Genomic DNA, 1646 nt, shown 5'->3' with positions numbered 1-1646 from the left:
CATGACCTATGCACTTCGAGGTAATCCTTGGTAAATTTCCGGTTTTGGCGTAGTCCAAAGAAGCACCAAATAATGCTCCGGCCAAAATAGTTCAATGAGTCTTGCAAATTGCTGCACTTGTGTGTCACAATCAATAGAGATTCGCTGAAAGCCCTTGTGGTTTTTCACGCGAACCTGACAACGAGTGTGGAAGAGGCCACGAACCATTTTGCCGTGGGTGTAGCCTTCATCATCACTCGTTTTTTCTTTGTTTAGTTCAAAGAGCGCCACAGCGAGCAAGGTTTCAGCAGCAAACAATAGCTCGAAATGGGCGTGGTGATGCGCTTCGGATTCAGAATGGCATTTCTCAAAAGCCAATTCCTGCTTGGCGGCGCGAAAGAACACTTCGATTCGCCAGCGCTTGGCATAGGTTCGCACCACGTCTTTCGGAACATCGTAGCGATTGCTAATCAACAAATATGCACCTTTGTAAGTGGCCGGCTCTTCTTCTTGTTCGGCTTGAATCGAGTCCGGTTCCGTGAGCTCATCTTCCTTCAATCGCATGGCGACAACAGCAGCCACCGGAACATAGCGTTGCTTGGTCACTTGTTTTCCGCTCCGATTCACCGTGATGTATGGACGTTTCATGTAGATGCCCGGTATCGAAATGGAACTTAAGCCGGATGTTGCTTGACGTGTCAGTTCCTTAAAGACTTCACGGATCAGCATGACCGGAGTCAGTGGCACGTAACGTTCCCGGCGGGTGCCAGGTTCGATGACTTTACGGAATAAAGCCGTGTTGCGTTTAGCCTTGGTGACCCAGTCAAAGTTATTCTCTTCAAGGAACGAGAAGAAATGCTTGCACAGGTACCAGCGATCCATGGCAACCCACAACCGGCACGTAACGGATTCACGCAGCATGAGTAGCATCTGCTTGGCTAAATCGATTTTGGTAAGACCTTCTCCTTTCGTTTCGGGCTTGTGCCAAATCCGGTAAAACAACGGATACTCCAATCCGCTTTTCAGAACGGCCTGCAGGACCACCAGATTCGTTGCCCAGACATAAGCTTTGGTTGAGTGGTCATAGAGCCAGCCCAGAAACGGAAGCAGTTTGGCAAAAGGATGTGCGCTGTGGGTGTCATCGAGATTCACGACATCCCCATCGGTAAACGCAGTTACAGGATCTTGCTGCAAACGAGCGACACGTTTTTTTCCAAATGTCGTCCAAGCAAACCCCTTCGTAAAGAATCTACTTAAGGTGTACTGTGCAAGTTTCCAAGGCTGGAACATCGCCTTCAGCAAGGCGTCTTTGTCGGCCAACTGCGCCATCTGGGCGACGGAGGAGCAATTGGAAACGAGACCAACAACATAGAGAAAGCAAATTAACCATGAAGGAGTACCATTCCGTTTCATAATGCCGGATTGAGTAAGCAATAGAGAGAAGTCGAATCGATCCCATAGGCTCTTCAAAATGGGAGCTCCGGCACATTCGCTGTGATTTAGTTCTTTGAACCTCGGTTTTTGTAACGCTGACATTGGAAAACCACCTATAATCTAGAAGATATACCCTATTAAAAGAGGTATCCTTCGCGATTATGGGGGTGTTTCTCAAAAGTCAAGAGGTTTTCGTGATATTTAGCGAAATATTTTCTAACAATTGACGTTAT

At 47.6% G+C, this 1646-nt stretch carries 1 protein-coding gene; it reads right to left on the bottom strand.

The annotated features are described in order from the left end of the window. Window positions 1-6 precede the first annotated feature (6 nt). Complete coding sequence (locus FS806_RS26935; RefSeq protein ID WP_260982259.1) at window positions 7-1515, bottom strand: transposase; 1509 nt, start codon at window positions 1513-1515, stop codon at window positions 7-9. Between the last annotated feature and the right edge of the window lie 131 nt (window positions 1516-1646).

Source organism: Paenibacillus sp. 32O-W (assembly GCF_007679495.1).
In the GTDB taxonomy this organism is placed as follows: Bacteria; Bacillota; Bacilli; order Paenibacillales; family NBRC-103111; genus Paenibacillus_L; species Paenibacillus_L residui.
Note: the sequence above shows the minus strand (reverse complement) of the source record. Positions and strands in the feature narration are given on the sequence as shown.